Genomic DNA, 25,366 nt, shown 5'->3' with positions numbered 1-25,366 from the left:
GCATGAGCCTCATCGACCTGCTTTCGACCGCCGCCGAACTGCCCGCCGCTTGGCGTTCGACCGTGATCGGCCGCTTCGGCGGCGCCAATTTCAAGCTGTTGCGCATGGACGCCGGCGCCTACGAGGAAGAAATCCACGACTTCGCCGAAGGCTTGCTCGTGCTCGACGGCGCGATGCGCCTGAGCATCGGCGGCGAGATCGTCGAGGTCGGCGCGGGGCAGTTGTACGTGGTGCCGGCGGGCGTCGCCCATGCGGTGGCGCCGGGCAGCCGGGGGACGTTGGCGATTTTGGATGTGTGAGCGTTCGTAGACGCGAGCGACGCGTCGGCGAAGCAGGTAGCGGTGGGCACGGCTGGGTTTTGATCGATGCGAGCCGGGTGGGTCGGAACGCAGGCGATCGGGTTCGATCCGGACTTGGCCGAAGCCGATGGCATCCGGGCGTTTCGACTCCGGGCCCGCTAGGCCGGTGTCGGTCGAATCGGGATCGATTGAGCCCGGATCGATCAGACCGCCACCGTCGGCGACGAAATCGAGCGAGCGCGAGCCGGTGAAATCCGACGAGCCCGCTTCGACGCGAAGCGGCCGTCACGGCACCGATCGAATTCGGATATCCGCGCCCGCGCCCGATGCCGATACTGCCATCGAACGCAGCGCATCCCATCCGGCGTTCATTCCCCACCCGCGCGCGGCGGCCCCAAACCGCCGCGCCGACCGCGCCGCCGCCGCGAGGCCGCGCGCGGCCGTTTCCCCCGCAGGCGTCCGCACCGCGCGGCCGCCGTTTCCGAGGACTTTGCGCATGCGTTCCCCCGAACTCGCCGCCACCGTGACGCCCAACGGCTCCGCCGCGCCGCCCGCGGCCGCCGCCCACGACTCCGCCCGCGCCGGCTGGCGCACGCCGCTGGAACTGACCGTGCTCGGCGCGATCTGGGGCGGCTCGTTCTTGTTCATGCGCGTGGCCGCCAAGGACTTCGGCGCGCTGCCGCTGGTGGAGATGCGCCTCGGGCTCGGCGCGCTGATCCTGTTGCCGTTCCTGTGGAAAGCGCGCGAGTCGTTCCGCGGCGCCAAGATCTGGGCCAAGCTCGCGCTGATCGGCGTGATCAACTCGGCGGTGCCGTTCGCGCTGTTCGCCTGGGCCGCGCAGCGCGCGCCGGCCGGCATCGGCGCGATCACCAACTCGATGGCGGTGCTGTTCACCGCCTTGGTCGGTTTCCTGTTCTTCGGCGAGAAGATCGGCGTACAGCGCGCGATCGCCCTGCTGGCCGGTTTCGCCGGCGTGGTGGTGCTGGCCAGCGGCAAGACCGCCGGCGCCAGCATCGGCTGGGCGGTGGCGGCGGGCTGCGCGGCCGCGTTCTTGTACGGCATCGGCGCCAATCTGGTCCGGCGCCAGCTCACCGGCCTGCCGGCCGCGGCGGTGGCGGCGGCGACGCTGGGCTGCTCGGCGCTGCTGACCCTGCCGTTCGCGCTGGCGACCTGGCCCGACCACGCCATCCCGGCCAAGTCCTGGCTGTCGGCGACGATGCTCGGCGTGCTGTGCACCGGCATCGCCTTCGTCATGTACTACCGGCTGATCCAGCGCATCGGCGCCGGCCGCGCGGTGGCGGTGACCTATCTGGTGCCGCTGTTCGGCGTGGCGTGGGGCTGGATGCTGCTGGGCGAACCGCTGACCCTGACGATGCTGATCGCCGGCGCGCTGATCTTGGGCAGCGTGGCGATGAGTCAGCGCGCGGCGAAGTGACGGCGCGTTCGGCGGTTTGAGTTCGCGTTCCCGCGATCTTCGCGCTGCCGCGATTCGACGATTCCCCCGGTCCCAACGGTCCCCATCATCCGTCATTCCGGCGAAAGCCGGAATCCATTTTGATTTTGCCGTTGCCGTTGCCGTTGCCGTTGCCATCTCCCCTCCCCGGAAAAGCAGAGCAGGATCAAAATGGATTCCGGCTTTCGCCGGAATGACGGGGAAGGGAGGGCGCGACGCCTTCCTGACGCAGCCGCTGCGTTGCGAACCGAAGCCGCGCAGTCGAAGCCTCTTCATCACGTCCCACGCCCCCACGCCCCCGGAGTCCGCGCTTGAACCCGATCCAGCACCGCGTCCAGTTCGATTTCGCCGTCGAGTTCACCAACGGCGGCGGCCTGCAAGGCCAGGGCTTCCGCCTCGACATCGACGGCGACGACATCGCCGACGCCGAACTGGCCGCCTACATCGTGCAAGACCTGCGCCTGTTGATGGCCGGGCCGGTGCGCATCCTCAACAAGACCATCCTCACCGAGCCGCACAAGCGCGGCGCCGGCGCGCTGGAAAGCGGGCGCGTGCGCTACGTCGATCTGAGCCACACCATCGAAGACGGCCTGGTCACCTATCCCGGCATGCCGGCCGCGCACATCTGCGATTACCTCAGCCGCGAACGTTCGCGCCAGATCTACGCCGAGGGCACCGAGTTCCATATCGCCCGCATCGACATGGTCGCCAACACCGGCACCTACATCGATTGCCCTTCGCACCGTTACGCCGACGGCAAGGACTTGTCGCAGATCGAGCCGGAAGACTGCGCCGACCTCGACGCGCTGGTGATCCGCGTGCCCGAGTCGGTGCGCGCGATCGACGATTCGCACTTCCGCGGCCTGGAACTGCGCGATCGCGCGGTGCTGGTGCACACCGGCTGGGACCGGCATTTCGGCACCCCGGCCTACGCCGCCGGCCATCCCTTCCTGACCGAAGCGGCGGCGGTGTGGCTGCGCGATTGCGGCGTGCGCTTGGTCGGCATCGATTCGATGAACATCGACGACACCGCCGGCGGAACCCGGCCGGTGCATTCGACCTTGCTCGGCGCGGGAATCCTGATCGTCGAACACCTGCGCAATCTGGCCGCGTTGCCCGATACCGGTTTCAGCTTCAGCGCGGTGCCACCGAAGGTGAAGGGGATGGGCACGTTCCCGGTGCGGGCGTTGGCGAAACTGCGCGACTGACGCGGCGCGAGGGCGGCGAAAGCGCCGAAGCCGGCGCCTTCGTTGCGCAACGCCTCGGATTCGGCCGCGACGACCCGATGCCGGCGTCGGCGAAGCGGCGCGACCTGCGCGACCTGCCGGCGGCGAACGCACGGCTTCGGTGTTTTCGCGTCGCGCCGGGTCCGCTGCGGCTGCGGCGAGGCCGCGCGCGATGCGCGGCGCCGGCGCGTCCGCGTCAGACCGCGTCGAACTTCAACCGCTGCAAATACTCCTGCAAGGCCGCGATCGCCAGCCGCACCTTCGCCGGTTGCGGCTCGCGCTGCGCGGTCACCGCGAACACGCCCAGCGGCGGCATCCGCCATTCGGGCAACACCAGCACCGCGCGGCCTTCGTCGACCAACGGCATCGCGTCGGGCTCGGGCAGGCGCACGATGCCTAGCCCCTGCAGCATCATCTGCCCGACCACGCGCGAGTTGTTGGCGACGATGCGCCCGCTCACCCGGATCCGCCGCGACGGCTCGCCGTCGCGGAACAGGTCGACGTACTCGGGCTGGTTGATGACGCTGAGGATCAGCATCGGGTGATCGGCCAGTTCCTCCGGTGCGCGCGGCAGCCCGCGTTCCTGCGCGTACTCGCGCGAGGCCACCAGCAGATGCCGCCACTCGGCCATGCGCCGCGCGACCAGATTGGAATCGAGCAAGCGGCCGATCCGGATCGCCAGATCGATGCGCTCGCCGATCAGGTCGATCTGGCGGTCGTCGGCGAAGATCCGCAGCGCCAGCGCCGGATGCGCGCGCAGCAGCGGCGCCAGCGCCGGCGCCAGATGCTGGGCGAAGCCGACCGGCACGGCGACGCGCAGCTCGCCGCGCGGTTCCTCGCGCAGGTCGCCCAGGCGCAGGTCGGCGCCGCGCGCGGCGTGCAGCATCGCCGCGCATTCCTCGTAATAGGCCTGGCCGATCTCGGTGGTGCTGAGCTTGCGGGTGGAGCGGTGGAGCAGGGCCACGCCGGTCTCGGCCTCGAGCTGGCGCAGCTGCTGGCTGACCGCGGACGGGGTCATGTCGAGCTCGCGCGCGGCCGCGCTCATCGAGCCGAGCTCGACCACGCGGGCGAACAAGGCCATGCGCTTGAGGCGGTCTATCGTGAAGTCCAGCTTCATAGTCCTAGTTCCCGGGGCCGGATTATCGTCGGACCTGTTAGCGCACAGACTATATCCCGTCCTCACACCCACGGGAGTTCCCCATGAACATCGTCCTCATCGGCGCCACCGGCTACGTCGGCCGCGCCGTGCTCGAAGAAGCCCTCAACCGCGGCCACCGCGTCACCGCCGTGGCCCGCAACCCCGACGCGCTGCCGGCCCACGCCGGCCTGACCGCGAAGGCCGCCACCGTCGGCGGCGGCGACCCGGCCGAGCTGGCCGGCCTGCTGCGCGGGCACGAGGCGGTGATCGCCTCGCTCAACGTCGGCGGCTGGAAGAACCCGAACCTCGCCGCCGACACCGTCGCCGGCTATGCCCAGATCGTCGCCGCGGCCAAGCAGGCCGGCGTGCCGCGTCTGTTGGTGGTCGGCGGCGCCGGCAGCCTGGACGTCGCGCCGGGCCAGCAATTGCTCGACCAGCCCGGCTTCCCCGACGAGTACCGCGGCGGCGCCGAGGCCATGCGCAGCGTGCTCAAGACCCTGCGCGAGGAGCGCGAGCTGGATTGGAGCTTCCTGTCGCCGGCCGCGCACCTGGTGCCGGGCGAACGCACCGGCCGCTTCCGCCTCGGCGGCGATCAGCTGCTGGTCGACGCGAACGGCGAGAGCAATATCTCGGTGCAGGATTACGCGGTGGCGCTGATCGACGAACTCGAGCAGCCGGCGCATTCGCGCAAGCGCTTCACGCTGGCGTACTGAGGCGCGAAGCGGCGTCCGGTTCCGATGCGATCCGCGGATCGCATCGCCGCGCCCGCTACCCCCACATCGTCATTCCGGCGAAAGCCGGAACCCATTTTGACGTTGCTCTTGTTGGCCGCCGACTCTGCCGGGCAGAGTCGAAGTAAAAGCTAAATGGGTTCCGGCTTTCGCCGGAATGACGGCGTGGGAGGTGTGCGCGGCAGGGCCCAAGGCGGGGGAGCCGCAAGCAACGAAGCATCGGCCTCGCCGCCGCTACGGCCGTGCGCTCATTCGCCGCGCAACTTGCCGATCAACTCCATCGCCGCGGCCGGATTGCGGTGCTTGGCCGCGCTGATGAAATACACGAACACCTCGCGCGCCGCGCCCTGCGCCAGCGGCGCGGCCACGTGCGGCAGGTCGGCGTTGTCGCCGCCGCGCGCCCAGGCGCGCGCGCGCCGCGCCCACGCGTCGAGCTCGTCGTCGGGATAACCGCGGGCGACCTCGGCGCGCGAGCGCATCAGCCGGGCGTAGACGAAATCGCCGGTGAGGTCGGCCACCGACGGGTATTCGTCCGAATCGGTGAACACCGTGGCGATGCGGCGTTCGCGCGCCAGTTGCAGATACTCCGGCGCCAGGAAACTGGGATGGCGCACTTCCAGCACGTGCTTGAGCGCGCGGCCGTCGAGCGCGCGCGGCAGCGCGTCGAGGAACGGCGCCAGATCGTCCGGGTCGAAGCGCCGGCTCGGCGCGAGCTGCCACAGGATCGGCCCGAGCCGCGCGCCGAATTCGGCCAGACCGCCGTCGATGAAGGCTTTGGCCTGCGAAGACGCCTTGGCCAGAGCGCCGGCCTGGGTGACCCGGCCCGGCGCCTTGAGCGAGAACACGAACCGCTCCGGCGTTTCCGCCGCCCACTTGGCGTAGGTGGCCGGCTTCTGCGCGCTGTAGAAGGTGCCGTTGATCTCGATGCTGCTGAGCTGGCGGCTGGCGTATTCCAGCTCGCGCCGCTGCACCAGCTTGGGCGGATAGAAATTGTCGCGCCACGGTGCGTAGGTCCAGCCGCCGATGCCGCAGCGGATGCCGTCGACGGCGTCGACGCCGGTCGCGCCGGCGAGCGGATCGTCGGCCGCGGCTTTGGCCGCCTTGGCGGGCGCCTTCTTCGCCGGCGCGGCCGGCGCGCCGAACAGGTCGCCGCCTTCGGGCGTTGGGTCTTTGCGCTTGCTCATAGGTTCCAGGGGTTGTAGGTGCCGAACCACCACAGCCGGCCTTCCAGGTCGCGGCAGGTGTAGGCGCGGCCGCCGTAGTCCTGATCGGCGACCGCGACCACGATCTGCGCGCCGGCGGCGCGGGCGCGGGCGTAGTGTTCGTCGGCGTCGTCGACGATCACGCAACAGGCCTGAGTTTCGCGCCCGCCGATCTCATCGGGTTGGACGATGCGCTTGGACCACTCGCTTTCGTTGTCCGGATCGACCGAGCCGAGCATGATCATGCCCGCCCCGTAGCTCAGCTGCGCGTGGTGGACCACCGCGCCGTCGGCGTAGACCGCGTGCTTGGCGAAACCGAACGCGCGGCACAGCCAGTCGATCGCGGCATGCGCGTCGCGGTAGCGCAGACAGGGAATGATGGTGCTGCCGGCCAAAGCATTCATCGCGACTCCTGAGCGGCGGTGCCGGCGCGGGCGCCGGGGACGTGACAAAACGCAGGCGACGAGCATAACGCGGCCGGACTATCCTGGCATCTTCACGGTGCCGCGGCGCGGCGGGAGGGACTTAGATGACCACGTATTCCGGCAGCTGCCATTGCGGCAAGATCGCCTACGACGTGCAGGGCGAACTCACCGAGGCCTACAACTGCAACTGTTCGATGTGCGGCCGCCGCGGCGGCCTGCTGTGGTTCGTGCCGGTGTCGGCGTTCTCGTTGAAGACCAACCCGGAGGACGTAGCCACCTACCAGTTCCACAAGCACGTCATCGAACACCACTTCTGCACCCAGTGCGGCATCGCGCCCTTCAGCGACGGCAAGATGCCCGACGGCACGCCGATGGTCGCGGTCAATGCGCGCTGTCTGCAGGACGTGGATCTGAGCGCGGTGAAGATCGTCGAGATCGACGGGCGTTCGTTCTGAGCGAACGCGTTCGGCGAAAAAACAAAACCCCGGCGAGCGCCGGGGTTTTTGCCGCCCGCACGCGGCGGCGCGCGCTCACGACGGCGCGCGCGAGGCCTGCAGGCGCGCCAGGCCCGACTCGGTGATCGCCGCCACGCTGACCTCGCCGCGTTCCTCCACCCGCACCCATCCCGGCCCGGCGACCTCGCCGATGGCGTCCTCGCCGATCCAGGCCAGCTCGCGCAGCAGCACGCTCATGCGCACGCCCAGGCGCTTGCACACGCGCGGCAGCGACAGGCCGTCGGGGTGTTGCGCGAGCAAGGCCAGCAGCGGCTCAGTCAATTCGGACAAGGCCGATGTCCTTAGCCGATCGCAGCCCTTCGCCGGCCGGCACGTGCGGATGCACGATCACCGGGATCGATTTCGAGGTCGGCGTGCGCGCTTCGTCGGCGAAGCTCGACAGCGGCACCAGCGCATTGGTTTCGGGGTAGTACGCGGCTAAGCAGCCGCGCGGGATGTCGTATTCGACCAACAAGAAGCGCTGGGCGCTGCGCTTGATCCCGTCTTCGCACAGGCTCTCCAGATCGACCCAGTCGCCGGCTTTCATGCCGAGCTCGGCGATGTCCTCGGCGTGGATGAACAACACCCGCCGTTCGCCGAACACGCCGCGGTAGCGGTCGTTCAGGCCGTAGATCGTGGTGTTGTACTGGTCGTGCGAACGCGTGGTGGCGAGGGTGAACACCGGTTGCGCGGCGTGGGCGCGGGCGCGGTGCACGGGCAGATCGGTCGGCACCGCGTGCGGCTTGAACAGCGCCTTGCCTTGCGGGTTGATCCAGCGCCGCTCGGCCGCGGCGTTGGGCAGATGGAAACCGCCGGGCACGCGCACGCGCCGGTTGAAGTCGTGGAAGTCGTCGAACACGCGCGCGATCAGGTCGCGGATGCGGTCGTAGTCGCCGATCAGGTCCAGCCAATCGATCTTGCTGCGCTCGCCGAGCGTGGCGTGCGCCAGCCGCGCGACGATGGCCGGTTCCGACAGCAGCTCCGGCGCGGCCGGCGCGTTGATGCCGGCGGAGAGGTGGACCATGCTCATCGAATCTTCGACCGTCACGCCTTGCGGGCCGGCGGCTTGCATATCGATTTCGGTGCGGCCCAGGCACGGCAGGATGTAGGCGTCGCGCCCGTGCACGAGGTGGCTGCGATTGAGCTTGGTGGTGACGTGCACGGTGAGGTCGCAGCGGCGCAGCGCGCGGTGCGTGGCCTCGGTGTCGGGCGTGGCGGTGGCGAAGTTGCCGCCGAGGCCGAAGAAAGTCTTGCAGCGGCCGTCGAGCATGGCCTCGATCGCGCCGACGGTGTCGTGGCCGTGGCGGCGCGGCGGCTCGAAGCCGAACACGTCGCGCAAGCGGTCGAGGAATGCGGTCGAGGGCTTCTCGTAGATGCCCATGGTGCGGTCGCCCTGCACGTTGCTGTGCCCGCGCACCGGGCAGGCGCCGGCGCCGTCGCGGCCGATGTTGCCGCGCAACAGCAGCAGATTGACGATCATGTGGATCGTCGCGACCGAATGCTTGTGCTGGGTGATGCCCATGCCCCAGCAGCAGATGACGCTTTCGGCCTGGGCGTAGATGTCGCCGGCGCGCTCGATCTGCGCGCGGCTGAGGCCCGACTCGGCCACGATCGTGTCCCAGGATTCGGCCGCCACGTCGGCGGCGAAAGCATCGAAACCGTCGGTGTGTTCGGCGATGAACGCGGTGTCGATCAAGCGCGCGCCGCCGTCGCGCTGGGCCTGCGCGTCGAGTTCCAGCACCCGCTTGATGATGCCCTTGACCGCGGCCAGATCGCCGCCGATGCGCAGCTGGAAATAATCCGAGGAGATCCGGGTCGAGCCGTTGTGCAGCATCTCCAGCTTGTCTTGCGGATCGGCGAACTTCTCCAGCCCGCGCTCGCGCAGCGGGTTGAACGAGACGATGGCCGCGCCGCGCTTGGCCGCCTGGCGAAGTTCGCCGAGCATGCGCGGATGGTTGGTGCCCGGGTTCTGGCCGAAGATGAAGATCGCCTGCGCCAGCTCGAAATCGCGCAGCAGCACCGTGCCCTTGCCGACGCCGATCTGCGCCTTCATCGCCGTGCCCGAGGGTTCGTGGCACATGTTCGAGCAGTCGGGGAAGTTGTTGGTGCCGAACTCGCGCACGAACAGCTGATAGAGGAACGCGGCTTCGTTGCTGCAGCGGCCGGAGGTGTAGAACAGCGCTTCGTCGGGCGAGGCCAACGCGCGCAGGTGCTCGCCGATGCGGGCGAAGGCTTCGTTCCAGGTGATCGGCAGGTATTTGTCGCTGGCCGCGTCCCAGCGCATCGGGTGGGTCAGGCGGCCCTGGTTTTCCAGCCAGTGGTCGCTGTAGCGCGCGAGTTCGGCGACGGTGTGTTCGGCGAACAGGTCCGGCGTGGCGCGGTGCTTGGTCGCTTCGGCGGCGACGGCCTTGGCGCCGTTTTCGCAGAACTCGAAGGTGGAGGTGTGGTCGCGGTCGGGCCAGGCGCAGCCGGGGCAGTCGAAGCCGTCGGGCTGGTTGGCCGAGAGCAGGGTGCGCGCGCCGCTGACCGGCACGTCTTGCTCGATCAGATGCTTGGCTACGCTGCGCAACGCGCCCCAGCCGCCGGCGGGGCCGTCGTAGCGGCGGATCGGGTTCTTATCGCTCATCGGGAAGGTCCGTGACGCGCGGCGCGGCGACGGCGTCGTCGTCCTGCAACCGCTGCGGATGGGTGTAGACGGCGTGCCCGTCGTCGCGGGCGAAGCCGATCAAGGTCAGGCCGCAGCTGTCGGCCAGGGCGATCGCCAGCGCGGTCGGCGCCGAGATCGCGGCGAGCAGGGCGATGCCGGCCTGCGCGGCCTTCATCGCCATCTCGTAACTGGCGCGGCTGGTGACCACGCAGAAGCCGCGCTGCGGATCGGCGCCGGCCGCGGCCATCGCGCCGATCAGTTTGTCGAGCGCGTTGTGGCGGCCGACGTCCTCGCGCACGAAGCGCAACGCGCCGTCGGCGTCGGCCCAGGCGGCGGCGTGGGTGGCGCCGGTGAGCGCGTTGAGCGGTTGGCTGCGGCGCAGTTCGCGCAGCGCGCGCTGCAGCGCGGCGGCGCCGATGCGCGGGCCGTCGCCGACCCGCGGCGGCGGCCGCAGCACCGCTTCGATGCTTTCGGTGCCGCACACGCCGCAGCCGCTGCGGCCTTGCAGGTTGCGCCGGCGCGCTTGCAGCGCGGCGGCGCGTTCGGGCGGCACGCGCAAGGCGACGCTGATGCCTTCCAGCGAGGTCGCGATCTCGTCGATCGCCAACTCGGCCGGCGCGGCGACGATGCCTTCGCTGAGCGAAAACCCGAGCGCGAAGTCGGCGATGTCGTCGGGCGTGGCCATCATCACTGCGAAGGCTTCGCCGTTGTACGCCAGCGCCACCGGCACTTCGGCGGCGACTTCGTCCATCGCCTCGCGCAGTTCGCCGTCGCGTACGCGGCGCACGCGCCGGCGCACGGCGCCGTCGCCGTGCGCCGGCGGGCTGTAGGGCAATGACGGTTTCGCGCTCATCGGTTTCTCAGTGGAACAGCACGAAGGCTTTCTGCAAGGTCACCCACATGCCCCAGGCCAGCGGGATGCCGACCGCGGCCCAGGCCGCCAACACCAGCGCGGGATTGCCGCCGCGGCCGACCAAGGCCAACTGCTCGGCGCTGTAGGCGGCCTCGCCGTTGCGGCCGGTCTTTTCGTGGGCCAGCGCTTTTTCGCGCGCCAGTTCGTCCGGCGTCATGAAGTGCTTCTGCGCGATCGGCCGCACCATCAGATTGCACAGCAGGCCCAGCACCAGCATCGCCGCCAGGATATACATCGTGGTGTTGTAGACCTGCGAAGGCGGCAGGCCCAGGCCGAGCTGGTAATCGCGCATGTAGTTGACCACCACCGGCCCGAGGATGCCGGCGGTGGCCCAGGCGGTGAGCAGGCGGCCGTGGATCGCGCCGACCATCTGAGTGCCGAACAGATCGGCCAGATACGCCGGCACCGTGGCGAAGCCGCCGCCGTACATCGACACGATCACGCAGCAGATCGCCACGAACGCGGCGATGCTGCCGGCCGAACCGGCCGAGGGCGCCGACGCGTACAGCACGAAGCCGAGCACGAAGAACACCACGTAGGTCAGCTTGCGGCCGAGGTAATCCGAGGCCGAGGCCCAGAAGAACCGCCCGCCGATGTTGAACAGGCTCAGCAGGCCGGTGAAGCCGGCGGCGATCGCGGCGATGGCCTTGAGCTGATCCTCGCCGAGCGATTTGATGCCGCCGTCGACGCCGATCAGCTTGCCGCCGAACACTTCCTGCAGCATCGGCGAGGCCATGCCGATCACGCCGATGCCGGCGGAGACGTTGAGGCACAGCACGCCCCACAGCAGCCAGAACTGCGGAATGCCCCAGACCTTGCTGGCGTGCACGTGCTGCTGGGTGATCATCGCGTTGTCCTTGGCCGGCGGCGGCGTCCAGCCGGCCGGTTGCCAGCCGCTGGGCGGCACGCGGTAGCCGAACGCGCCGGCCATCATGAACACGAAGTAGCCCGCGGCCAGGATCAGGAAGGTTTCGAACACGCCGACCGAATCGGCGGTGGCGAAGCGCTTCATCAGCGCGTCGGCGAGCGGGCTGCCGATCATCGCGCCGCCGCCGAAGCCCATGATCGCCATGCCGGTGGCCATGCCGCGGCGGTCGGGAAACCATTTGATCAGGGTCGACACCGGCGAGATGTAGCCCAGCCCCAGGCCGATGCCGCCGATCACGCCCGAGCCCAGCCACAGCAGCCAGATCTGATGGGTCTTGATGCCGATGGCCGAGATCACCAAGCCGCCGCACCAGCACAGCGCCGAGACCACGCCGGCCTTGCGCGGCCCCGCGCGTTCCAGCCAGCCGCCCCACAGCGCCGCCGAGCAGCCCAGCAGGACGAAGAACAGCGTGTACATCCAGCCCAGCGCGCTGACTTTCCAATCGCAGCCGGTGGCGACCATGCGCGCGAAGAAGCCCATGTCCGCCGGGCACTCCAGCGGTTGCTCGATGCCCACGGCTTTGGACAGCGGCAGCCAGAACACGCTGAAGCCGTAGGCCATGCCGATGCACAGGTGGATCGCCAGCGCCGCCGGCGGCACCAGCCAGCGGTTGAATCCGGGCTTGGCGACGATGCGTTCTTTCGACAGCAAGCCTTCCGTGGCCGGTTGCGGTGCGGCGATCGCCGCGCTGTGGCTCGTGGACATTCGGACCCCTCCCTTAAAACGTTTGCGCAGACGACTGCAAATAGGCTGTTCAGGGCATAAAGCCGGGGGATGGCCCTGATTGCGGAGGGAGGCTAACCCAGTCGGGACGCGGTCGTATATCGCAGAGTAGTCTAATAATCGGCTACAAAAAGCCGATTAGTGACCCTGGCGTGACGCCTGAACAGAGCGGGTGTGCGCACGGGTTTCGCCGTGGTGCGAGGACGATCATGTTCAAGGTCCAAATCCAACCCAAATGGACGCTTCATGCCGCCGATGGGCGGCCGCTGCCGCCGAAATTGATCGAGCTGTTGCTGGGCGTGCACGCGACCGGTTCGCTGGCCGCGGCCTGCCGCGATCTGGGCGTGTCGTATCGCTATGCGTGGGGCTTGCTGCAGGATTCGCAGGCGCTGTTCGGCGCGCCGCTGCTGCGCATGGCGCGCGGCCGCGGCGCGCGGCTGACGCCGCTGGGCGAGCGTCTGGTGTGGGCCGAGCAGCGCATCGCCGCGCGGCTGGCGCCGACGCTGGACAGTCTGGCCTCGGAAGTGGAGGTCGAACTCGGCCGCGCGCTCAGCGCCCAGGCCGCGCCGCCGCGCGTGCACGCCGCGCACGGCTTCGCGGTCGAAACCTTGCGCCGGTTTCTCGACGAGGCCGACGCCGGCATCGACCTGAAGTACCGCAGCCCCAGCGAAGCCCTCGACGCGCTGCGCATCGGCGCCTGCGATCTGGCCGGCGTGCATTTGCCGATCGGCGAATTCGAGCGCGACATCCTCGCCCATTACGCCGAACGCATCGACCCGCACGGCGACCGCGTGCTGCATCTGGCCACGCGCCGGATCGGCCTGATCCTCGCGCCGGGCAATCCCAAGCGCATCCGCGCGCTGCCCGATCTGCTGCGCGCGGACGTGCGCTTCATCCATCGCCAGCCCGGTTCCGGCGCGCGCTTGTTGTTGGAGCGGATGCTGGCGCGGCTGGGGCATTCGATCCGCGAGGTGCGCGGCTGCGGCATCGACGAGCTGACTCACGCCGCGGTCGCGGCGTATGTCGCCAGCGGCATGGCCGATGCCGGCTTCGGTCTGGAAACGCCGGCGCGGCGGTATGGATTGGAATTCGTGCCGGTGGCGACCGAGCACTATTTCTTTTTGGCCCGCGCTAGCACCTTGGAATCGCCGGCGTTGGGCGAGACCTTGGCGATCCTGCGCAGCGAGCGGTTTCGCGACGAACTGGGCAAGCTCGCGGGCTACGACGCGGGGCGTTGCGGCGAGGTGCAGGAGTTCTTCGAAGCGTTCGGCGCAGCGCGCGAAGTGTTCGCCTGATCGCGGCGTAACTTCGGAGCCTCCCTGTAGGAGCGGCGTGAGCCGCGACCGCGCCGATGCAACTTCCGCGAATCCTGCCTATGCCCGTCATTCCGGCAGAAGCCGGAATCCGTGCCCGTCATTCCGGCAGAAGCCAGAATCCGTGCTCGTCATTCCGGCAGAAGCCGGAATCCGTACCCGCCATTCCAGCGAAAGCCGGAACCCGTACCCGTCATTCCGGCGGAAGCCGGAACCCGTGCCCGCCATTCCGGCGGAAGCCAGAATCCGTGCCCGTCATTCTGGCGAAAGCCGGAATCCATTTTGCTGTTGTCTTTGCTCTCGCGTCGTCTTGGCGGCGGAGCAAAATCAAAATGGATTCCGGCTTTCGCCGGAATGACGGGGTGAGGAGTGCGCGGCTTTGGGTTTGGGGTTTGGGGTTTGGGTTTTCGGGCTTCGGGGCTTCGGGATGGGGCGGCGGGGGCTTCGTCGCTGCGGTTGGTCCCGGCTCGCGCCGCTCCTACAGTGGCCGACAGCCGAAAACGCCGGCAGCCGCCAACGAAAAAGGCGCGGGAGAGCCCGCGCCTTTTTGCTTCGACCGATGACCGGCTCTCAGCCGATGGCCGATCCTCAACGAATCGGCTCGTCCAACATCAACTCGCGCACGAACCGCACCGGCGGCGCGCCGTACGACAGCACTTGGTCGTGGTACGCCTTGATCTCGAACTTCGGACCGAGCTTCTCCTCCACCGCGCGACGCATGTCGAAGTGTTCCTGCGCGCCGACGAAGTAGGTCGGCAGCTGCGCCGAGGTCAGCTGCGCCCGCACCCACTTGCCGGCGGCTTCGCGCTCTTGCTGGAAGGTCTGCCGGGTCATGAAGTCCATCGCCTGCTCGCGGCTCCAGTCCTCGACCTGCACGCCCTGGTCGAGGATCGCGTTGCCGATGCTGCGCAGGTAGAACTTGAGTTGGACCAGACGGAACAGCGGGTCGTTGTCGAGATAGCCCGAGTCGGCCATCAGGTCCTCGGTGTAGACCGCCCAGCCTTCGGCGAACACGCCCGAGCGCAGCACCGCGCGCAGCGTGGACGGCGCCTTGGCCGAATGCGCGCCTTCCAGGTAATGGCCCGGCATGGCTTCGTGGATCGACAGCAGGTGGATCATGCGCGTGTTGTATTCGCGCAGGAACGAGTTCACCTGCGCGTCGTTCCAGTCGTCGGGAATCGGCGAGATCGCGTAGTAGGTGTCCAGGCCCTTGTCGAGCGGGCCGGGCGAGTCGCAATAGGCCAAGGCCACGCCGCGCTGGAACTCCGGCATCAGGATCACCTTGACCGGCGCGTCGGGCACGGTCACCAGATGCTTGGCGCGGGTGAACTCGGTGGCCTGGGCGAGGGTTTGCTTGGCGAAGTCGACGACCTGGTCGCGCGGCGCCTTGTCGGCGTACGCCAACTCCAGCGCGGCCTCGATCGCGGCCTGCTGCTGCTCGGGCGTGGGCTTGTCCGGCAGCGCCGGCGCGTTCGGCTTGCCCTTGAGTTCCTTCTGCGCGATCGCGTACATCTCGCCGCGCACGCGCGCCAGCTCGGCCTTGGCGCGCTGCATGATCTGCGCGCGCGACAGCGAGGAGTTGAGCGAGAACTTCAGCTTCTCGTCGTACAGGGTCTGGCCGATGCGGAAATCGCCCTTGGCGTTGGGCACCAAGGTCTTGTCGAGCCACGTCTGTTGTTCGGCCACGGCCTTGCGCAGGCCGGCGACGGCGGCGTCCAGGCGCTTGCGCTGTTCGCCCTTGAGCTGGCCGGCGTTGGGCACGATGAAGGTGTCGATCAGGCTCAGCACGCCGGCGTTCTGCTTGGCCACGGTCTCGGCGTGGATCTTCGGCACCCGCGCCGGATCCAGGTTGGCGCGGGCCTGGGCGAAGATCTGCGGGATCTTCTCCATGCGTTCGGTCGCCGACTGCAGGCGCTGCGGCATCGGCGCGAACTCGCGCGCCATCAGGTTGTAGATCGCATCGCCAGCCAGGCCGCTGTAGACCTGCGGATCCCAGGCCCAGCTCTGCAGGGTCTGCAGATTCCAGATGTCGGCTTGCAGGCGGTTGCGCAGGATCAGCGCGTCGACCTGGTTCTCGCGCGACAGCTTGGTCGCGTCGATCGCGTCGAGTTCGCCGAGCAGCTTCTTGCTGAAGTCGAGCTGGTGCTGGCGGCCCGGCGCGCTGAGGTCGTCGATCTCGCCGTCGTAGCGGTGATCGCCGATCTGGGTCGCGGCGATCGGGTTGATCTTCATCACCCCGTCGAGCCAGTGCTTGGACACTTCGGCGAAGGCCGCGTCCACGGCCGGATCGGCGGCGACCGTCGCGGCCTGCGCGGGCGCGCTGGCGGCGGCGGGGGCGTTGGCGTCGTGCGGCTTGCAGGCGGTCATGGACAGGGCCAGCAGGGAAGCGGACAGGGCGAGGACGAGCGAGGTGCGATGCGGCGAACGCATGAGGAATCTCGGGGCGTGGGACGGCCGGAGGCCGGTTGGCGCGCAGGATAGGGCATGGGGATGACCGCTGCATGGGTCATTGGTCGGGGCGGATGGGCGACCGCGCCGGGGCGTGGCGGCGCGGGCCGCAGGGTGTGGGCCGCGCGGCGCGGGGCGGCGACGGCGGGTTTGCTTCGTGGGCGGTTTGGCGGTCAAGGCAACCGGCATGCCGGGTAAAGCGACCGGCCTGTTGCGGCGCTGCCGCGGTCGCTAGCCATCGCCGCCCCGTGGCTCTGCAGTCGCGTCCCGAAGTCCTGAAGCCTTCGTCCTCGAAGCCCGCAGCCCCAGGCCCGTCATTCCGGCGAAAGCCGGAACTCGTATCCGTCATTCCGGCGAAAGCCGGAGCTCGTGCCCGTCATTCCGACGAACGCCGGAACTCGTGCCCGTCATTCCGGCGAAAGCCGGAATCCATTTTGCGGTTGCCGTTGCTCCTGAGCCTTTGGGCGACGACGCAAAATCAAAATGGTTCCGGCTTTCGCCGGAACGACGGAAATAGCGCGGATTCGCGGGGAATTGCTGCGGCGCGGTCGCGGCTCGCGCCGCTCCTACAGGTGGCCTTCGGGCGGGTTTTTGCGCAGTTGCCGTGTCGCGGGTCGGATTTCCGGGGCCGCAAGGGCGCAGGTTTCATAACCATCGGTCATGGCCTCATGCGCCAGCGGGTCGATCGCGGTCGCCGCCGAGGCCACGCGCGAATCCGTCATAGCCTTATGCCGCAGGCGTTGCGGCTGAACAGGGCGAGTTCCGGCGGTCCGCGCCGCTGCCCGCGGACCGCCGGTTTCGCGACTCGCCAGGGCCGCGCCTCGATTGACATCGCTTTATCGCGATGCAACATAAACCCCGTCGCCGGCCCTCGCCGCGACCTTCCTCCGCAACCGATCCCACCGCCGTGAACGCACTGAGCCCGACTTCCTCGCCGTCCGCCAACCGCCGCTTCGCCGGTGGGTGTCGCATGGCTATGTGTCGCCGCTGAGACCGCCGCGCTTTCGCGCACGCCGCCGTTCCGTTTCCCGGTTTCCAAGGTTGCCTCGCCATGTCGTTCCGCTCCTTCGCCCTCCCGTCCTTGCGCTCGACCGCGACCGCGCGAATGCGCGCGATGTGTAGCGGGCGGGCGAGGCCGATGCGCTAAGCGCAAGCGGCCGAACCTGCCGAACCGACTCTCCGTTTTCTTCGGACCCGTCTCCTCCGAACCCGTTTCCCACCGGCCCGCGCGGCGTGCGACCTGCGGTTAACCCCGCACTCGTCTCTCTCCCCTCCCAACGACCGTGCCGCGCTCAGCGCGGCGCAGGCGGCCGCACGCCGTCGCGGGCCGGCTTTTTCTTCGCGTTTCCCCTCTCCCACGTCTTGCAGGAACTCTTCATGGCTTCGTTCGTCCGCAATCCCGAAGTGCGTTACCGACGTTTGTCGCTGGCGCTCGCGCTCGCCCTGGCCGCGCCGCTGGCGCAGGCCGCCGACGCGGCCGATGCCGCCGGCCCCGGCGTCACCCTCGACGCGGTGCAGGTCACCGGCACCAACCTCAAGCGCAGCGACGAAGCCGGGGTGAATCCGGTGCTGGTGCTCGACCGCGCGCAGATCGAGAAGAGCGGCAAGGTCACCGTCTCCGACCTGCTGCGCAGCCTCACCGTCAACAGCGGCAACAGCTTCAACGAGCAGTACACCGGCAGCTTCGCCAACGGCTCGGCCGGCGTCTCGCTGCGCGGCCTGAGCCAGAAGAACACCCTGGTGCTGGTCAACGGCTACCGCGTGGCGTCGTACGGCTTCGCTCAGAGCACCCAGGACAACTTCGTCGATCTCAACGCGCTGCCGCTGGGCGCGATCGAACGCGTGGAAATCCTCAAGGACGGCGCGTCGGCGCTGTACGGTTCCGACGCAATCGCCGGTGTGGTCAATCTGATCCTGCGCAAGAAGATCGAGGGCGTGGAAGTCGACGCTTCGTATGGCGCGGCCACCGAAGGCGGCATCGATCAGCAGAGTCTGGGCCTGCGCGCCGGCCACGGCGATCCGAGCAAGGACGGTTACAGCCTGCGTTTCAGCCTGGACGTGTTCAAGCGCGGCCAACTCAACGCCGACGAGCGCGATCTGACCAAGAGCGGCGATTACCGCTCCGAACCGGGCGGCCGTCTGGCCGGTTGGTCGACCCAGGGCGGCGCGTTCCTGAGCAACCCGCGCGCGCCGGTCGCGTTCGCCTGCCAGCCGGGCACGCAGTCGCGGCCGTACAGCGATTTCGGCAGCCCGCTGCCGGGCAACGCCTGCGCCTTCAACACCCAGCCTTACCGCACGCTCATTCCCGACGTGGAGCGCTATCAGGCGCTGGTCGCCGGCGATGTGTGGTTCAACGATAAGGTCCAGGGCTTCGGCGAAATCCTCTACAGCACCAGCCACAACGGCGCGTACTTCAGCGCGCCGATGACGGTCGGCGCCGGCTTGCGCGCCTACGACCGCAGCACCGGCCGCCTGGTCGACATCCCGGCGGTGTTGCCGGTCGGCCATCCGAACAATCCCAATGCGGTGCCGACCCCGTTCGAGTACTCCTTCCTCGACCTCGGCGCGCGCTACAAGATCAACAAGTCGCAGTTCTCGCGCGCGCTGTTCGGCCTGCGCGGGCACGGCGAGGTGTGGGATTGGGAAGTCGCCGCCAGCCATTCGGAAAGCCGCCAGCGCGAGTACGTGCGCAACTTCCTCAACCGCTACGCGTTCGAGCAGGTGCTGCGCGACGGCAGCTACGACTTCCTCAATCCCTCGCGCACGCCCGGCGCGCTCGACGCGCTGCGCCTGTCCACGCGCCGCCCGGGCACGTATCGGCTGAGCACGCTCAGCGGCAAGATCTCCGGCTTCCCGTTCCAGTGGCGCGCCGGCGATGTCGGCGTGGCCGCGGGCGTTGAGTTCCGCGACGAAGCGCAGGACGCGCGCACCAGCCCGCAGGTGCTGTCGGGCACCGAGCTGCGTCCGGCGATCAATCTGATCGACGGCGACCGCCGCGTCGCCGCCGCGTTCTTCGAGCTCAGCCTCAAGCCCTGGGAACAGGTGGAAGTGCAGCTGGCCGGCCGCGGCGACCACTACAGCGACTTCGGCAGCGCGTTCTCGCCCAAGCTCGGCGTGCGCTGGCAGCTCAACGACGATTTCCTGCTGCGCTTCAACGCCTCGCGCGGCTTCCGCGCGCCGTCGCTGCCGGAGATCGCGCAGAGCACCACGATCAGCTACGGCTCGGTGATCGATCCCTACGACCCGGTCCAGCCCGGCGCCTCGCGCGGCGTGACGATCCTGCGCGCCGGCAATTCCAACCTGAAGGCCGAGCGCTCCAGCAACATCAACCTCGGCCTGCTGTGGGCGCCGGACGCCGACACCAGCCTGGGCATCGATCTGTACCGCATCCGCCAGGACGATCTGATCGCGCCGGACAACGTGCAGTTCGTGGTGTCGAACCCGGCCGCGAATCCGGGCCGCGTCACCCGCGACGCGCAGGGCCGCCTGCAACTGGTGGAGAACCGCTACGCCAACCAGGGCACGCTGACCACTACGGGTTTCGATATCGAAGGCCGCAAGGTCTGGCACGCCGGCGAAGACACCTGGACCCTGGACGGCACCTGGACCCGCCTGCTGAGCTATGAGCAGCCGCTGGTGGCCGGGCAGGCCAAGCGCGACGGCGCCGGCAGCAACCTGTTCGGCGCGCTGCCGAAGTGGCGCGGCATCACCTCGCTGGCCTGGGGCCACGGCGATTGGAACGCGCAGCTGTCGTGGCGCTACATCGGCGGCTACCAGCAGCAGGTGGTCGATGCGCGCAGCAATCCGGGTCTGCGCAGCAAGGTCGACGACTACCACCAGTTCGATCTGTACGTCGGTTACGAGGGGCTGCAGAACACCACGCTGTACGCCTCGGTGCAGAACCTCGCCGACAAGGCGCCGCCGTTCGATCCGGCCGGCGGCGCGTTGCCGTACGACATCACCCAGTACGACGCGCTCGGCCGCTTCGTCACGGTGGGGGTGAAGTACAAGTTCTGAGGCGGGCCGGTCTCGGGCCGTGCGGGCTCGCGGCGGCGTGGGCTTCGGTGACGCTCGCCGCGCGCCACGGCGGCTCCGGGCCGTACAGGCAGCGACACAGCGCAAGGGCGGGGGCCGCGGCTCCCGCCCTTTCGTTTGCGCGAAGCTTGCGTTTCGACCCCGCCGCGCGGCTCCGCGCGTTGGAGCGAGGGCGTGGCATAGTGCCGCCAGCCAAGACGGCGAGGGAGAACGAACGATGGAGAACGCGAACATGGGGACGACGGCGCGCAAGACCGGATCGACGCTGCGCTGGCTGTTGCTGACGGCGTTGGTCGTCACGGCGCTGGGGTGCAGCAGCGAGAAGTACGCGCCGGAAGCCGCAGCCACCATCACCGACTCGGCTGCGGCTGCGGCGGCGGAAGCGCCGGGCTCGGGCGGCGGCGCGGATTCGGCCAAGGCCGACCTCGGCGTATTGCTGGCGTACGAGCATCGCGTGCGCGTGCGCCTGTCCGGCGACCAGATCGCCGCGCGCGCCAAGGCCGTGCAGGACGCGTGCAGCGGCGGCAAGTTCGGGGCGTGCGCGGTGCTGGGCATGAACCAGCGCGGCGGCGACGACCCCGGCGCCAGCTTGCAGGTGCGGATCGTGCCGCAGGGCGTGGAGCCGTTGATCGCGCTGGCCGGGCAGGGCGACCAAATCGCCGAGCGCGGCATCCAGGCCGAGGATCTGGCCGTGGCCGTGCGCGACAACTCGATGCGCCAGGACCGCCTGCGCCGCGAGCACGCGCGCTTGCTGGAATTCCAGGAGCGGCGCGATCTGAAGATGGCCGACGTGCTGACCTTGTCGCAGCGCATCGCCGAGATCGAATCGCAGCTGCAGGCCGCCGAGCAGGAAGCCGCGCAGCAGCAGCGGCGCATTTCCACCCAGCTGATCAACTTCGATTTCGCCACCACCGCCACCCAGGAAAGCACCAGCGAGATCGGTCAGGCGCTGAAGGAGTTCGGCGGCATCGTCGCTTCGGTGATCGCGTTCCTGATCCGCGCGTTCGCGGTGCTGTTGCCGCTGGGTTTGGTCGGCGGCTTCTGCCTGTGGCTGCTGGTGAAGTTCATGCGCGCGCGCAGGGCGCGGCGCAAGGCGGCGGGCGGCTGAGGCCGGCCCGGATCGGCCGGCCCGGCGACGGGCTGGCCGGTCGCAGCGTTTCGCGGGCGGCGTCGGGCTTGCGTTCTCAGCGCTCTTCCGAGGGCTCGAACTCGACGACCAGATCCAGATCGAAGGCCAGCGCTTCCACCGCTTCGCGCACTTTCGCGGCGGTGGCGGCGTTGGGCGCGTCGATCTCCAGTTCGTGCACGCCCGGGCCGGTGTCGTCGGGCAGGCCGGCGGAACTGGAATCGGCATCGTCCATGTGCGGCATCAGGTCGGCGACTTCCTCGACGTGTTCGATGCCGTCGAGGCTGTTGAGGAGATTGCCGACCGCGCGCGCATCGTCGTCGTTGCCGGTGATGCGCAATCGAAGCAGAGGCATGACGGGCACCTCCAATCGAAGGGGAGCCTGGAGGCTAGGCAGCGGGCGGCTAAGGCGGCGTGAACATCGGTTTGCGCGTCGTCCGGCGCGATCCGCGCGCATCGTCACACGCCGTCGCGTGGCGTCACACGCGCTGCATCGCGACGGAGTAGGGTAGCGGCATGACCAGCATTCCCGTCGAAGACGCTTCTTCCAACGCGAGTTCCGCCAACGGCGTGACCCTGCGCCCGCTCGAGCGCGGCGATCTGCATTTCATCCACGTGCTCAACAACAACCGCAGCGTGATGGGGTATTGGTTCGAGGAGCCGTACGAGTCTTTCGTCGAACTCGAAGAGCTTTACCGCAAGCACATCCACGACCAGTCCGAGCGCCGGTTCATCATCCAGGACAGCGCGATGGAGCGGATCGGGCTGGTCGAGCTGGTCGAGATCGACCATCTGCACCGACGCGCCGAATTCCTCATCATGATTTCGCCCGAGCACCAGCGCCGCGGCTATGCGCGGCTGGCGACGCGGCTGGCGATCAACTACGCGTTCCGGGTGTTGAATCTGTACAAGCTGTATTTGCTGGTGGACGTGGACAACACCCGCGCGATCCGCATTTACGAAGATGCCGGCTTCCAGCGCGAAGGCGTGTTGGTCGATGAGTTCTTCACCGACGGGCGCTATCACGACGTGGTGCGGATGTGCTTGTTCCAGCATCAGGTGCTGGGGCGGGTCGGCAAGTAAGCGGGCGCGCTGCGGCGCCTCGCGTCCCTTCTCGCCCGTCGTCCCCGCGAAAGCGGGGACTAAGAGACTTCAGCGCGAGCTCCCGATATAGCCCTCGATGCCCGCCTTCGCGGGCATGACGGCCGGGAGCGTTTCGCCGGAAGCGCCGCGGCGACTCAGCCCTTCTTCTCGCGCACCGGCAACGGCACGTTGCACACGTTGATGTGCCCGGCCGGCTGCAGATACCAATCGTCGCGACGGTTGCGCCGCGATTCCACCAGTTCGGCGAACAGCGGCGTATCGGTGCGCAGCACCTCGAGCTTGGCGCGCTGCCCCTCGGGCACGTCGGCGGCGAGCCGGATCGAGACGATCGGCGCGCGCTGCTCGGGTTTCTCGTAGAAACCGAGCGCGCCGGTGCCGCGCGGCAGCACCGACAGCAGTTCAATGCCCTGCACGACCCGGCCGACCGTGGTGATGTTGCGGTCCAGGTGGCGCGGCGATTGGCCGATCACCACGTACAGCTCGCTGCCGTTGCTGGAATCGGGCGCCATGTCGCGGCCGGCGCCGACGGTGCCGTAGCAATGGGTCAGCCAGCTCGAACCGGTGGCGGAATCGCGCGCGGCCGGGAAGCCGTCGACGAAACCGGCTTGCTTGGCCCAGCCGTCGGCGTCGGGCAGCACGGTCATTTTCAGGCCGGCGCTCTTGCGCGCGAACTCGGCCGGCAGCTTGTCCTTGGCGCCCGCGCCGAGCGGCTTGCGCTTGGCCGCGTCTTCTTCCGGGTCGCCCCACTGCACCACGTAGTTGTCCTGCGAACGGTTGACGCTCAAGCCGTTCCAATAGCCGTTGTGGGCCAGCGCGCGGATGTTGGCGACGTGCGCGGGCGCGAACTGCGGCGCCAGCTCGATCACCACGCGGCCGCGTTCGAGCTCCAGATACACGGTGTTTTGCGGGTCCAGCGGGCGCCAGTCGGCGGGCTGGCTGGCGTCGAGCACCTGCTGCATGGTGCGGCCCTTGGCGGGCGCGGCGGCGCCGGCCGAGGCGGCGGCGAGCAGCAGCGAAGCGGCGAGCAGGGCGGTGCGCGGAATCGAAGTCATGAGCGTCCTTTGTGCTGCGGGTTCGGGGTCAGGCCTGGCGCGCGTAGTCGCCGCGGATGAATTCGGCGAAGTCGGTCTGGCCGGGAAAGCGATTCTCGATCACGAAGCGGTAGCTGTCGCCGCCGAACTCGTAGCGCATGCGCGATTCGCCGCGCGGCGTGGCGCGCTCGAAGCGCAGCACCTCGCCGTCCCAGCGACCGCGCGCGGGTTCGGCGGGAAAGCCGAACGAGTCGAACCACCACCACAGCACGTCGCCGCTGTCGGGTTCGACCAGGAACACGCCGTGGCCGCGGAACACCACTTGGCCGTCCTTCTCTTGTTCGTAGTCCTGCAACAAGGCGACGCCGTCCAGGCCGACGCGGAAGCGCCCGCGCCCGTGCGCCGGACCGCCGGCGCCCCAAGGCGAGGGCTGGGCCAGCTCGGGCCCGGCCCAATCGCCGGCGAAGCGGTGCAGGCGCGCGAGCTGATCGGGATCGGGTCGGGGGAAGTGCATGGCGGCTCCGGTGGCGGGCGGGGAGCTAGAAGGTAGCGGATAGGAGGTAGGAGTTAGCAAATGCAGTGCACGCCCCCCGCTGTCTCTACCTCCTACCTCCTATCCGCTATCTCCCAGTGACTACCGGCACATTCGCTATACCGAACTTCGCAATAGCCTGAGCACCAGACTACCCACCCGCCGCCATGACCGACCTCGACAGCCACCTGCGCAAATTCCAGAAGGAGCTCAGCACCGGGACGGTGTCGCTGGCGCTGCTGGCGGTGCTGGGCGCGGCGGACGAGCCGATGTACGGCTACCAGATCGCCAAGCGCCTGGAGCGCGAGGGCGAGGGCGTGCTCAGCGGCAAGCAGAGCGCGCTGTATCCGGTGCTGCGCAACCTCGGCGCGGCGGGCTTGTTGGACAGCCACGTCGAGCCGTCGGTGACCGGCCCGCCGCGGCGCTATTACCGCATCACCGACAGCGGCCGGGCGGTTCTGCGCGAATGGGCGCAAGCCTGGCGCGCGACCCGCGACTCCGTCGATTCCGTCTTGCAGGGGCTCGATCCATGAACGTCACAGCCGGCACCGCCCACCTCCCCACCTCCGCCGACACCGCGCCGGCCGACGCCGAACGCGCCGATCCCGCGCACGCCGCCGCCGGCCGCGACGCCGATCTGCCGCGTTCGATTCCCGACTACCTGCAGCGTCTGCGCGACGCGCTGCGCGGCGCCGATCCGGCGCTGATCCAGGACGCGCTGTACGACGCGGAGGAATACCTGCGCTCGGAAATGGCCGAAAACCCCGGCCGCAGCGAGGCCGAGGTGATCGCCAGCGTCGCCGGCAGCTACGGCGCGCCGGACGAGGTCGCGGAGATCTACCGCGACACCGAAGTCACCGTGCAGACCGCGCTGCGCCCGCCCAAGCCGGCGCCGCGGCGTTCGTGGCTGGGCCGCTTCTTCGGCGTCGCGCTGGAGCCGCGCACCTACGGCGCGCTGTTCTACATGCTGCTGTCGCTGGCGACGGGCACGTTCTACTTCACCTGGGTCACCACTGGCGTCTCGCTCTCGCTGGGGCTGTTGATCCTCATCGTCGGCGTGCCGCTGCTGATCCTGTTCCTGGGCTCGGTGCGGGTGCTGGCGCTGGTGGAAGGGCGGTTGGTGGAGACCATGCTCGGCGAACGCATGCCGCGCCGGCCGCTGTACACCGACCGCGAGCGGCCGTGGCTGGAGCGGATCAAGGAGGTGTTCACCGATCCGCGCACATGGGGCACGCTGTTGTATCTGCTGCTGATGCTGCCGCTGGGCACGGCGTATTTCAGCATCGCGGTGACGGCGTTGGCGTTGTCGCTGTCGTTGATCTTCATTCCGCTGGCGGTCTGGCTGGGGTTCTTCCAGGGCGTGATGTGCCTGGACGTGGCCTGCACCGACGTCGCCGGCTGGGGGTTGCTGCCCGCGCCGCTGCTGTGGCCGCTGTCGCTGCTGACCGGCATCGTGTTGCTGTTCCTGACCCTGCATCTGGCGCGCGGGATCGGTTATCTGCATGCGCAGTTGGCGAAAGCGCTGCTGGTGCGGTGGGGATAAGAGATCTCTGGCGATTACGAAAAAGGCCGACGCATGCGTCGGCCTTTTTCGTTGT

At 69.0% G+C, this 25,366-nt stretch carries 22 protein-coding genes; 11 read left to right on the top strand and 11 right to left on the bottom strand.

Features of this window, described 5'->3' with window-relative positions; all coding sequences use genetic code 11:
- The first annotated feature begins 2 nt into the window (after positions 1–2).
- The 3 genes from J5226_RS22605 to J5226_RS22595 all read left to right on the top strand — a co-directional run bounded on the left by J5226_RS22605 (position 3) and on the right by J5226_RS22595 (position 2,960).
- Entirely contained in the window at positions 3–299 is a 297-nt protein-coding gene (locus tag J5226_RS22605; RefSeq protein WP_215837183.1) for a cupin domain-containing protein, read from the top strand.
- Between the two features lie 496 nt (positions 300–795).
- Complete coding sequence (locus J5226_RS22600) at positions 796–1,734, top strand: DMT family transporter (protein ID WP_215837182.1); 939 nt, start codon at positions 796–798, stop codon at positions 1,732–1,734.
- Between the two features lie 329 nt (positions 1,735–2,063).
- Positions 2,064–2,960 carry a cyclase family protein gene (locus J5226_RS22595; RefSeq protein ID WP_255322897.1) on the top strand — a complete coding sequence of 299 codons (897 nt, stop codon included), beginning with the start codon at positions 2,064–2,066 and terminating at the stop codon, positions 2,958–2,960.
- Positions 2,961–3,174: 214 nt separating this feature from the next.
- Here J5226_RS22595 and J5226_RS22590 read toward each other — a convergent pair whose 3' ends face one another.
- Positions 3,175–4,095: a LysR family transcriptional regulator gene (locus tag J5226_RS22590; protein ID WP_215837181.1), complete on the bottom strand. Its 921-nt coding sequence runs from the start codon at positions 4,093–4,095 to the stop codon at positions 3,175–3,177.
- A gap of 83 nt (positions 4,096–4,178) precedes the next feature.
- Between J5226_RS22590 and J5226_RS22585 the strand changes: the two genes are divergently transcribed.
- On the top strand, positions 4,179–4,829 hold the full coding sequence (locus J5226_RS22585; protein WP_215837180.1) for an NAD(P)-dependent oxidoreductase: 651 nt from the start codon (positions 4,179–4,181) through the stop codon (positions 4,827–4,829).
- Positions 4,830–5,095: 266 nt separating this feature from the next.
- Here J5226_RS22585 and J5226_RS22580 read toward each other — a convergent pair whose 3' ends face one another.
- Positions 5,096–6,031: a DUF72 domain-containing protein gene (locus J5226_RS22580; protein WP_215837179.1), complete on the bottom strand. Its 936-nt coding sequence runs from the start codon at positions 6,029–6,031 to the stop codon at positions 5,096–5,098.
- Positions 6,028–6,453: a VOC family protein gene (locus tag J5226_RS22575; RefSeq protein WP_215837178.1), complete on the bottom strand. Its 426-nt coding sequence runs from the start codon at positions 6,451–6,453 to the stop codon at positions 6,028–6,030. Before J5226_RS22575 ends, J5226_RS22580 begins: the two co-directional genes overlap by 4 nt.
- 125 nt (positions 6,454–6,578) lie before the next feature.
- On the opposite strand from J5226_RS22575, the gene J5226_RS22570 reads away from it, so the two are divergent.
- Positions 6,579–6,929 carry a GFA family protein gene (locus tag J5226_RS22570; RefSeq protein ID WP_215837177.1) on the top strand — a complete coding sequence of 117 codons (351 nt, stop codon included), beginning with the start codon at positions 6,579–6,581 and terminating at the stop codon, positions 6,927–6,929.
- 75 nt (positions 6,930–7,004) lie between these two features.
- Here J5226_RS22570 and J5226_RS22565 read toward each other — a convergent pair whose 3' ends face one another.
- From J5226_RS22565 to J5226_RS22550, 4 genes are all read right to left on the bottom strand, one after another.
- Positions 7,005–7,259 (bottom strand): hypothetical protein, encoded by a 255-nt coding sequence (locus tag J5226_RS22565; RefSeq protein WP_255322896.1) that lies wholly within the window; start codon positions 7,257–7,259, stop codon positions 7,005–7,007.
- Positions 7,243–9,594 (bottom strand): FdhF/YdeP family oxidoreductase, encoded by a 2,352-nt coding sequence (locus J5226_RS22560; RefSeq protein ID WP_215837176.1) that lies wholly within the window; start codon positions 9,592–9,594, stop codon positions 7,243–7,245. Before J5226_RS22560 ends, J5226_RS22565 begins: the two co-directional genes overlap by 17 nt.
- On the bottom strand, positions 9,584–10,366 hold the full coding sequence (gene fdhD, locus J5226_RS22555; protein WP_255323135.1) for a formate dehydrogenase accessory sulfurtransferase FdhD: 783 nt from the start codon (positions 10,364–10,366) through the stop codon (positions 9,584–9,586). Before fdhD ends, J5226_RS22560 begins: the two co-directional genes overlap by 11 nt.
- A 109-nt stretch (positions 10,367–10,475) precedes the next feature.
- Positions 10,476–12,161: an OFA family MFS transporter gene (locus J5226_RS22550; RefSeq protein ID WP_215837174.1), complete on the bottom strand. Its 1,686-nt coding sequence runs from the start codon at positions 12,159–12,161 to the stop codon at positions 10,476–10,478.
- 227 nt (positions 12,162–12,388) lie between these two features.
- On the opposite strand from J5226_RS22550, the gene J5226_RS22545 reads away from it, so the two are divergent.
- Positions 12,389–13,474 carry a substrate-binding domain-containing protein gene (locus J5226_RS22545; RefSeq protein ID WP_215837173.1) on the top strand — a complete coding sequence of 362 codons (1,086 nt, stop codon included), beginning with the start codon at positions 12,389–12,391 and terminating at the stop codon, positions 13,472–13,474.
- A gap of 606 nt (positions 13,475–14,080) precedes the next feature.
- On the opposite strand, the gene J5226_RS22540 is transcribed toward J5226_RS22545, so the two are convergent.
- Complete coding sequence (locus J5226_RS22540) at positions 14,081–15,922, bottom strand: DUF885 domain-containing protein (RefSeq protein ID WP_215837172.1); 1,842 nt, start codon at positions 15,920–15,922, stop codon at positions 14,081–14,083.
- 1,395 nt (positions 15,923–17,317) lie between these two features.
- On the opposite strand from J5226_RS22540, the gene J5226_RS22535 reads away from it, so the two are divergent.
- A complete protein-coding gene (locus tag J5226_RS22535) occupies positions 17,318–19,957 on the top strand; it encodes a TonB-dependent receptor (protein ID WP_215837171.1) in 2,640 nt (879 codons plus the stop codon).
- Positions 19,958–20,192: 235 nt separating this feature from the next.
- A complete protein-coding gene (locus J5226_RS22530; protein WP_215837170.1) occupies positions 20,193–21,083 on the top strand; it encodes a DUF4349 domain-containing protein in 891 nt (296 codons plus the stop codon).
- A 76-nt stretch (positions 21,084–21,159) separates the two neighbouring features.
- Here J5226_RS22530 and J5226_RS22525 read toward each other — a convergent pair whose 3' ends face one another.
- Positions 21,160–21,456, bottom strand: coding sequence for a hypothetical protein (locus J5226_RS22525; protein ID WP_215837169.1), 297 nt, complete (start codon positions 21,454–21,456; stop codon positions 21,160–21,162).
- Positions 21,457–21,617: 161 nt separating this feature from the next.
- On the opposite strand from J5226_RS22525, the gene speG reads away from it, so the two are divergent.
- A complete protein-coding gene (speG, locus tag J5226_RS22520) occupies positions 21,618–22,184 on the top strand; it encodes a spermidine N1-acetyltransferase (protein ID WP_215837168.1) in 567 nt (188 codons plus the stop codon).
- 155 nt (positions 22,185–22,339) lie between these two features.
- Here the strand turns inward: speG and J5226_RS22515 are convergent, their stop codons facing one another.
- Positions 22,340–23,257: a peptidylprolyl isomerase gene (locus J5226_RS22515; RefSeq protein WP_215837167.1), complete on the bottom strand. Its 918-nt coding sequence runs from the start codon at positions 23,255–23,257 to the stop codon at positions 22,340–22,342.
- Between the two features lie 28 nt (positions 23,258–23,285).
- Positions 23,286–23,750 carry a DUF1579 family protein gene (locus J5226_RS22510; RefSeq protein WP_215837166.1) on the bottom strand — a complete coding sequence of 155 codons (465 nt, stop codon included), beginning with the start codon at positions 23,748–23,750 and terminating at the stop codon, positions 23,286–23,288.
- A 185-nt stretch (positions 23,751–23,935) separates the two neighbouring features.
- Here J5226_RS22510 and J5226_RS22505 point away from each other — a divergent pair, with 185 nt between their 5' ends.
- Positions 23,936–24,301 carry a PadR family transcriptional regulator gene (locus J5226_RS22505; protein ID WP_215837165.1) on the top strand — a complete coding sequence of 122 codons (366 nt, stop codon included), beginning with the start codon at positions 23,936–23,938 and terminating at the stop codon, positions 24,299–24,301.
- Positions 24,298–25,311 (top strand): sensor domain-containing protein, encoded by a 1,014-nt coding sequence (locus J5226_RS22500; protein ID WP_255322895.1) that lies wholly within the window; start codon positions 24,298–24,300, stop codon positions 25,309–25,311. Before J5226_RS22505 ends, J5226_RS22500 begins: the two co-directional genes overlap by 4 nt.
- Positions 25,312–25,366: the final 55 nt, after the last annotated feature.

This window comes from Lysobacter sp. K5869, assembly GCF_018847975.1.
GTDB lineage: Bacteria > Pseudomonadota > Gammaproteobacteria > Xanthomonadales > Xanthomonadaceae > Lysobacter.
The sequence above is the reverse complement of the archived record's forward strand: the minus strand, read 5'-3'. Positions and strand labels throughout refer to the sequence as shown.

Excerpts from the sequence above, each read along its gene's own strand:
- J5226_RS22550 (WP_215837174.1), bottom strand. The coding sequence starts at position 12,161 with ATGTCCACGAGCCACAGCGCGGCGATCGCCGCACCGCAACCGGCCACG.
- J5226_RS22535 (WP_215837171.1), top strand. The coding sequence starts at position 17,318 with ATGGCTTCGTTCGTCCGCAATCCCGAAGTGCGTTACCGACGTTTGTCG.
- J5226_RS22575 (WP_215837178.1), bottom strand. The coding sequence starts at position 6,453 with ATGAATGCTTTGGCCGGCAGCACCATCATTCCCTGTCTGCGCTACCGC.
- J5226_RS22590 (WP_215837181.1), bottom strand. The coding sequence starts at position 4,095 with ATGAAGCTGGACTTCACGATAGACCGCCTCAAGCGCATGGCCTTGTTC.
- J5226_RS22515 (WP_215837167.1), bottom strand. The coding sequence starts at position 23,257 with ATGACTTCGATTCCGCGCACCGCCCTGCTCGCCGCTTCGCTGCTGCTC.
- J5226_RS22605 (WP_215837183.1), top strand. The coding sequence starts at position 3 with ATGAGCCTCATCGACCTGCTTTCGACCGCCGCCGAACTGCCCGCCGCT.
- J5226_RS22560 (WP_215837176.1), bottom strand. The coding sequence starts at position 9,594 with ATGAGCGATAAGAACCCGATCCGCCGCTACGACGGCCCCGCCGGCGGC.
- J5226_RS22530 (WP_215837170.1), top strand. The coding sequence starts at position 20,193 with ATGGAGAACGCGAACATGGGGACGACGGCGCGCAAGACCGGATCGACG.
- fdhD (WP_255323135.1), bottom strand. The coding sequence starts at position 10,366 with ATGGACGAAGTCGCCGCCGAAGTGCCGGTGGCGCTGGCGTACAACGGC.
- J5226_RS22580 (WP_215837179.1), bottom strand. The coding sequence starts at position 6,031 with ATGAGCAAGCGCAAAGACCCAACGCCCGAAGGCGGCGACCTGTTCGGC.
- J5226_RS22585 (WP_215837180.1), top strand. The coding sequence starts at position 4,179 with ATGAACATCGTCCTCATCGGCGCCACCGGCTACGTCGGCCGCGCCGTG.
- J5226_RS22545 (WP_215837173.1), top strand. The coding sequence starts at position 12,389 with ATGTTCAAGGTCCAAATCCAACCCAAATGGACGCTTCATGCCGCCGAT.
- J5226_RS22525 (WP_215837169.1), bottom strand. The coding sequence starts at position 21,456 with ATGCCTCTGCTTCGATTGCGCATCACCGGCAACGACGACGATGCGCGC.
- J5226_RS22600 (WP_215837182.1), top strand. The coding sequence starts at position 796 with ATGCGTTCCCCCGAACTCGCCGCCACCGTGACGCCCAACGGCTCCGCC.
- J5226_RS22570 (WP_215837177.1), top strand. The coding sequence starts at position 6,579 with ATGACCACGTATTCCGGCAGCTGCCATTGCGGCAAGATCGCCTACGAC.
- J5226_RS22505 (WP_215837165.1), top strand. The coding sequence starts at position 23,936 with ATGACCGACCTCGACAGCCACCTGCGCAAATTCCAGAAGGAGCTCAGC.
- J5226_RS22500 (WP_255322895.1), top strand. The coding sequence starts at position 24,298 with ATGAACGTCACAGCCGGCACCGCCCACCTCCCCACCTCCGCCGACACC.
- J5226_RS22510 (WP_215837166.1), bottom strand. The coding sequence starts at position 23,750 with ATGCACTTCCCCCGACCCGATCCCGATCAGCTCGCGCGCCTGCACCGC.
- J5226_RS22540 (WP_215837172.1), bottom strand. The coding sequence starts at position 15,922 with ATGCGTTCGCCGCATCGCACCTCGCTCGTCCTCGCCCTGTCCGCTTCC.
- speG (WP_215837168.1), top strand. The coding sequence starts at position 21,618 with ATGACCAGCATTCCCGTCGAAGACGCTTCTTCCAACGCGAGTTCCGCC.